We start from the raw sequence: 6,066 nt of genomic DNA on the forward strand, positions 1-6,066 counted from the left end.
CTTACGCGCTTGTCTGCGGTGCCGGCGGCGGCGATGCCTGCCGCCGGAACAGGATGCGCTGGTACAGCCAGCCGATCGCGACCAGCACGATACCGAGGCACATGAACGACAGCGCTCGATAGACGCCCGTCAGCGTCGACATGTCGACGACGAAGGCTTTCAGGATCGTGAGCGCGATCACGACGGCGGAGGCGAGCCGCGCACGCTCCGAATTGACGAGGATGCCGACGCCGAGCAGCACCACGCCGAAAGCGAGCCATCCGATCGAATAGGTGTATTGCTCGGCGCCCGTCGTTGCGCCGTAGAGCAGGACCGGCCCGTGATAGAAGCGGCGGATCTCCAGCGTCACGTAAGCGAGCGCGAATACCAGCGCGCCGCCCGCAATAGTGTTGGCGTAAGGCGCGGGGCGATGTCCTGCCACCGCATAGGACAGCAGCAGCATGAGCACCGCCGGCAGCGCGTAGCCGAGCAGCAGCAGGTTGAACACGAGGCCGCCGACATCGACGCTGCTGAGCAGCCACGGATTCTCCAGGATCAGGAGGCCAAACACGCTGATCAGCCCGGCGATCACCGTGAGGGCGACGGCGCTGACATTGTGCACGATGCTGTGGGTCCTCAACCGCAGCCGTTCCAGCCCGATTGCCATCGCGAGGGTGACGCAGAGCTGGAGCGCGAATTCGAGTAGCGAGGGCGGCGACGTCATGCGGCCGCCGGTCGCGAGGTGACGGATCTCCATGAAGGCGAGCAGCGCCGTGAACAGGATCGCGGCGGCCTCCACCATCCGCAGCGGCGGATCGTCGCCACGGCGGCGCAGGAAGCGGCTCGCCGCCCAGAACGACAGCGCGGGCAGGCCGTAGCCCCACAGCAGCCAATTGAAGATCGGTGTGGTGCCCACGGCGTCACCGACGATGCGCGGATCGTAGGCGATCCGCGCGGTGACGATGCCTGCGAAGATGGCGGCGAGCCAGCGCAGGAACGGGATCGGCCGCTGCATCGAGATCCAGGCGGTGCCGAGCGACATCAGCGCCAGCGCGATTGTCAGCCAGCCCTTCTCCAGCGCGAAGGTCAGCGCCAGCGCGAGCGCGCCGAGCGTGCCGGTGGCGAACAGGGCGATGGAGATCGCAATACCCGGCCGGGTCTCGCGGCGCGTGAGCGCTTCAGTCGCTGCGCCGAACGAAGCGGCAAGCAGCACCGCAAGGATCGCAAACGGGATCGAGCGGTCGAGATGGGCGATGCGTGCGTAAAGCGCGACGAGAAGCGCGATCGGGGTTGCGACCGCGGTCGCCGACCACACGATCGGGATGATCGCCGAGCTTGAACGGCCCTGTGCGAGAAAGCCGGCAACGCCGAAGCCGGCCGCGAAGATCGCTGCCATCACAAGATGCAAGGTCACTGCGCTGTCGGTCGCGGTCGGGCCGATGCCGGGCAGGGGGCCGCCCGGCAGGACCAGCATGTCCGGATTGGCGCGCACCGCCCATTCGGCGAACACGATGAAGACGGTGGCGCTGGCCGCGCCCAGCGCGCCGGTCGCCGCCGGTGCGCGCCAGGCAACGGCGAGCGTTGCCGCGACAAGGAGCGTGAAGGCGATCAGCGCAAGATCGGCATGCGCGCTCGACAGCACGATCAGCATCGCGCCGAACAGATACGCGGCGAGCGCGCTCGACGAGACCGGCTCGATCTGGCCGTCGTCGATCGTGGGGCCGAACATGAAGCCGCAGACGACGAGGAGCGCGGCGAGCACGGAGCCTGCGATCACGTGGAAGGCATGCGGCGCGACCTGCAACTCGGCGACATCGAGGCCGGGGAAGGTCCAGAGCACGGCGAAGGCGATGGTGGTCACCGCGAGCCAGCGCCACAGCCGGATGCGGGCAAGACCGAAGCTCGCGGCGCTGACGACGGCGAGATAGACGTAGAGCGCCCAATAGTCCGGCTTGCCGCTGGAGACGAGGACGGGCGTGACGAAGGCGCCGACCACGCCGAGGCCGGCGAGCGCGGGTCCATGCAGCAACGCAGCGGCGAGCGTGGCGAGCGCGACGAGGCCGAGCATCACGAAGGCTGTCGCGGGAACGAGGAAGCCGTAGAGCGCGTAGGCGGCGTAGATGGTCGCAAACGCCACCGCCGTTCCGGCCGCGGTGAGGATCGCCGGAATGTTGGCGATCGGCAGCGCCTGGATGTTGGAGATGCTCTCCTTGCGCCGCGTCCATTCGCCGGCGCCGAGCAGCGCCAGCGCGAACAGGCCGCCGAGGAAGACGCGCACGCCGGGGCCGACGAGGCCGGCCTCGATCGAATAGCGCACCATGAAGAAGCCGCCGAGCGCGAGCGCAAGGCCGCCGATCCACACCACCCAGCGCGTGCCGAGGCGCTCCTCGAAGCCGGGCCCGGCAGTCGGTGCCGGCGGCGGCACATCGGGGCTCGGCTCGAGCGGCGGCGGTGCGGCGGCATCAGCGACGAGAGGCGGCGCCAGTTCGGCCTCGGGCGCGATGGGCGGCGGCTCTGGCGCGGCTTCGGCGGGCGCCGACCCCTGCTCCTGGAAGGGCACCAGCGGCGGCGGCTGGATCGGCCGCTGGCCTTGCAGCGCTGCCTCCAGCGAGCTCAGCCGCCTGCGCAGCTCGGTTGCCTGATTGGAGGCCTTCATCGCGATCAGGAAGGCGGCGACCGCGAGCATCACCGCAAAGACGTCGAACGGGGCGTCGAACATAAGGCCTCCAGGCAATCGGCGCACAACGGCCGATCACGCAAATGGTCTAGCGCCGGGAGCGCACGCGCAAGCCGGGTGCCGGCCGCTCCTGGAGCACTTCGCGCCGGAAGCGATAGAGCGCTGCCGGCCGTCCGCCAGTCTGTGTCGACATCACCCCGGTCGGTTCGACCAAGGCTTCCGTCTCGACCAATCGGCGGAAATTCTGCTTGTGCAGGTGCCGGCCGGAGATCGCCTCCACCGTGTACTGCAATTCGGTGAGTGTGAACTCGGCAGGCAAAAGTTCAAAGACGACAGGACGATACTTCAGTTTTGCACGCAGCCGGGCGATCGCGGTGGCGAGGATTCGGCGATGGTCGTACCGCATCGAAGTGCCGAGCGCGGGCAGCGTCTTGCGCGCTAATGCCGCAGGGCGGCCGTCGCGTCGCGCCTCCTCGATCAGGCCGGCCTCATAGAGCAGCTCGTAGCGGTCGAGCACACGCTCCTCGTCCCAGGCCGCGCCATCGACGCCGAAATAGAGCCGCACGCGATCCTTGCGCGGCAGCGCACGGGTCGTCTCCGGCGTTTCCTCCTCTGCCCATTTCGTCAGCGGCGGGACGATGTCGTGGGCGATGATCGCGGGCGGCTCCTCGCGCCAGTCCTCCCAGGGAAAGAACCGGTACCAGGGCTCGAAGCTCGCCGCCGTCGCGGCGACCGCTCCGTCGACCGCACGCGTCAGCGCGAGATAGCCGATCGACACGGTGTGCGCGCCGGTGTCGGCGACCTCGGCATGGCGGCCGCGATCGCCGAACGTGTAGAGCTGCTCGACATAGCCGAGCCTTAAGGCCGCCTGCTCCTCGACCCAGGCGCGCAAACCGATTTCGAAAGTGCGATGGCTCAGCGCATCGAACGGACCGAACGGCAGGCCGATGAGCCCGTCGTCGCCGCGCGCGGTGAGGACCAGCGGCTCATGGTGCTCGATCGCGACAATCGCGGCAGTCAGGCCGATCTCGATCGGCGTCAGCAGCTTGTCGCTCATCCGGCAACCGACAGCGTTACTGAAACGGAGGTCATGCTGATCGGCTCGATGTGTCCGCGAACTCGCTGCACCTCTCCCGCTTGCGGGGGAGGTCGGATCGCATCGTAAGATGCGATCCGGGTGGGGGCTGTCTCCGCTCGGGGAGTGTTCATTGAGGAAGCACCCCCAACCCAACCCTCCCCCGCAAGCGGGAGAGGGAGCGCACCTGCGATGTGGCGCGTTGGGGTCATTCGAGCTCGATTGCGAAGGGGCGGCCCTCGACCAGCATCGCACCTGGGCCCATCTCGTCGAGCGCGCGCAGCATGCGGCCGTTGCGCCCCAATGCGCGGTCGGCGAGGCTGACGATGCGCCGGTTCGGCGAGGCGATCGGCGAGGCCGCGCGGATCTTTCTGGCGATCTCGCTCTCGTCGCGCTGCGGGTTGAGCGCGCAGGCGGCGGCAAAGGCGCTCGCGGTGGAGCGGCTGATGCCGGCATAGCAATGCACGACCATCGGCGCGATGCGGTCCCAGCCGCGCACGAAGTTCAGCACCTGCTCGATATGTGCTTCCGACGGCGCGACAAAGCCGTCCATCTCCTCGGTGATGTCGTCCATCGACACCTTGAGATGATTGGCCGGCAGCACCGAGACAGGGCGCGCCACCTGCTCGACATTGGCCATCACCGTCAGCACGTGGCTGGCTCCGGTGAGGCGGACAGTTTCGGGAAGCGCGGCGAGGGAGCAGACGTGGATCATGGCGGACCTTTTTGCCGGCGATTATAGCGAGCGACTGTAGGGTGGGCAAAGCGAAGCGTGCCCACCACTTTCGTTGCACTCGCGAAAAGATGGTGGGCACGGCGCGAGTGCGCCTTTACCCACCCTACGAGACTGTGAATCTTTTTGTACCGGGCGTTGGGCGGATGTGATTCTCTGAGCAGGTTGATTGCTGGAGGCAGTGATGTCTGACGACGGACTTTTTGGCGAATTGCCGGAACAGTCGGGGCCACGAACCGAGGAGGTGCCGCGGGGTGGACCTCGGCTGCGCGAGCCTGTTCGCAATCAGATCGAGTTGCGAGCGGTCGATATTGATAGCCTGATCGGGCAGGATCATCCGGCACGGGTGATCTGGGCTTATGTTGAGGGGCTGGACCTGAGCGAGCTGGAGGATCGGGTCAAGGCGAGGGAAAACACGCCCGGCCATCCAGCACCGTCGCCGCGGCTGTTGCTGGCGCTTTGGCTTTACGCCACGAGCGATGGCGTTGGCAGCGCGCGTGCCTTGGACCGACTCTGCGATAGTCACGACGTCTATCGCTGGCTCTGCGGCGGCGTGTCTTTGAACCATCATACGCTGTCGGACTTCCGGGTCGGCTGTGCCGACTTGCTCGACCGTTTGCTGGTCGAACATCTGATGGCCCTGAATGAGGCAGGGCTGGTCGATCTGGAGAAGCTGACTCAGGACGGGGTGCGGATACGGGCGAGTGCGGGAACTGGCTCCTTCCGGCGGGAGGCGACGCTGGATCGGCAGATGGCACAGGCGAAGGCCGTAGTGGAAGAGCTCAGGCGCGAGGTTGATGCGGATCCGGAAGCCAGCAATCGGCGCATCCGGGCTGCCAGGGAGCGTGCGGCGCGGGAACGCAGCGAGCGGGTGCAAGCGGCCCAAGCCGCGCTGGCTGAGATCAGGCGCAAGCGAAAGCAGCTCGACGACAAGGGCGGCAACGGCAAAAAGCCGAAGGAATCACGTGCCTCCACCACTGATCCGCAAGCACGGGTGATGAAGATGGCGGATGCCGGCTTCCGCCCGGCCTACAATGTGCAGGTCGCCAGTGCAGCCGGCGAACTGCTCGTGGTCGCGATCGATGTCGACAACAGCGGCTCAGATCGTGGCTTGATGCGGCCGATGCTGGAGCGAACGCGCGCTCGGCTGAAGCGCTTGCCAGGCCGCTACCTCGCCGATGGCGGGTTCTGCAGTGGCGAGGACATCGAATGGGCGCATGGCGAAGGTGTTGAGATTTACTGTCCTCCCCCCAAATCCAGGAGCGGTGTCGATCCCTTTTTACCCCGGAGCAGCGACGGTCCTGGGGTAGCGGCTTGGCGTGCTCGCATGGCCAGCGAAGCCGGCAAGGCACAGTACCAAGCCCGCACGATCTGCGAATGCATCCATGCCCGATGGCGGAACTGGGACCTCAGGCAATTGACCGTGCGCGGCATCGAGAAGATTCGTGCCGTCGTGCTCTGGTACGCCCTCACCAACAACATCCTGCAAGGACACCGTCTCGCAAAAGCATAGACCGCAGAAGCGGACCCGGCGGCCTGACGCCGCCGGCTTCTTGCCATCAGGGAGCCCTACCGCTCCTTGATGGCAAATGCCGAAACAAA

4 protein-coding genes are annotated in these 6,066 nt (G+C 66.9%); 1 reads left to right on the forward strand and 3 read right to left on the reverse strand.

Annotated features, from left to right (window positions below):
- Position 1 precedes the first annotated feature (1 nt).
- The 3 genes from AXW67_RS16350 to AXW67_RS16360 form a co-directional block, all read right to left on the reverse strand.
- Complete coding sequence (locus tag AXW67_RS16350; RefSeq protein ID WP_063678698.1) at positions 2-2,698, reverse strand: DUF2339 domain-containing protein; 2,697 nt, start codon at positions 2,696-2,698, stop codon at positions 2-4.
- Between the two features lie 46 nt (positions 2,699-2,744).
- Complete coding sequence (locus tag AXW67_RS16355; protein ID WP_063678699.1) at positions 2,745-3,713, reverse strand: NUDIX hydrolase; 969 nt, start codon at positions 3,711-3,713, stop codon at positions 2,745-2,747.
- Between the two features lie 226 nt (positions 3,714-3,939).
- On the reverse strand, positions 3,940-4,446 hold the full coding sequence (locus AXW67_RS16360) for a tyrosine phosphatase family protein (RefSeq protein ID WP_063678700.1): 507 nt from the start codon (positions 4,444-4,446) through the stop codon (positions 3,940-3,942).
- Between the two features lie 202 nt (positions 4,447-4,648).
- Between AXW67_RS16360 and AXW67_RS16365 the strand changes: the two genes are divergently transcribed.
- Complete coding sequence (locus tag AXW67_RS16365; RefSeq protein WP_076611901.1) at positions 4,649-5,977, forward strand: IS1182-like element ISBne1 family transposase; 1,329 nt, start codon at positions 4,649-4,651, stop codon at positions 5,975-5,977.
- The last annotated feature ends 89 nt before the right edge of the window (positions 5,978-6,066 follow it).

Source organism: Bradyrhizobium neotropicale (genome assembly GCF_001641695.1).
GTDB classification, from domain to species: domain Bacteria; phylum Pseudomonadota; class Alphaproteobacteria; order Rhizobiales; family Xanthobacteraceae; genus Bradyrhizobium; species Bradyrhizobium neotropicale.